Here is an 899-nt window from a genome sequence, read left to right on the forward strand (position 1 = left end):
GTACCGGATCGTCCTTCTGAACGGCACATACGAGGATTACGTCCGTTACCTCGACGCCGCGCAGCTGATCGCGCACTGGCCAGTGCTGCGCAAAATGCTGGGCCGCGGTGTACGCACGGTGTGGGAGGCCCGCTTCGCGCCCTTGCGGCCGGCGGCCGCCGCGTGACACTGCCAAACCTGCCTGACCATCACCGTCGTCTGCTGGCAGACGCACTGACCGCTGGGCAGCCTTTCGGGCTTGCGCTGATGGGAGGCTACGCCGTCCAGGCTCACGGCATCGTTCACCGGCCGAGCCAGGACCTCGACTTTGCCACGGAACATCCGGCAGCGATGAGTCAGATCATCGAGCATGTGACGCGCAGCCTGAGCGAGAGAGGCTGGCACGTGAGCGTCATCGATATCGCTCCGCTCAAGGCCCGATTCCTCGCCACCGATCCGGCAACCGGATCGGCGTGTGAAGTAGACCTTCTCAAAGAGGTGCTCTGGCGCCCACCAGCCCTGCTGGACATCGGCCCGGTTCTCGACCTGGACGATCTGATGGGCACCAAAGTGCGCGCGCTGGGAGACCGCGGTCTGGCTCGTGACGCGATCGACGTCCATGCCGCCCGTCACCGCTACAGCACAGCAGAGTTGGAAAGCCTGGCTGCACGACGCCCGGAGGAGTTCGACCTGCAAGAGCTCCATGACCGGCTGGAAAGCCTGGAATGGATCAGTGACATGGAGTTCGAGGCTTACGGACTGGACACTGCTGCCATCACTGAGCTGCGCAACTGGGCACAGGACTGGCTGGATGACCTTGCCCAACGGCTCGCTGAACCATACGCAGAGCCGGACGAGTAAGCCCCGCCATCGGATGGCGTCCCGCCCAGGAGACCCTCCTCGACGCCTCGGGAATGCGC

1 protein-coding gene is annotated in these 899 nt (G+C 64.6%); it reads left to right on the forward strand.

What is annotated here, in order from left to right; all coding sequences use genetic code 11:
- Nucleotides 1-168: 168 nt before the first annotated feature.
- The gene (locus TN53_RS41120) at nt 169-840 is read left to right on the forward strand and encodes a nucleotidyl transferase AbiEii/AbiGii toxin family protein (RefSeq protein WP_046263997.1); all 672 of its coding nucleotides are present in this window, start codon (nt 169-171) and stop codon (nt 838-840) included.
- Nucleotides 841-899 lie beyond the last annotated feature (59 nt).

Origin of the sequence: Streptomyces sp. WM6386, assembly GCF_000972385.1 — a bacterium.
In the GTDB taxonomy this organism is placed as follows: Bacteria; Actinomycetota; Actinomycetes; order Streptomycetales; family Streptomycetaceae; genus Streptomyces.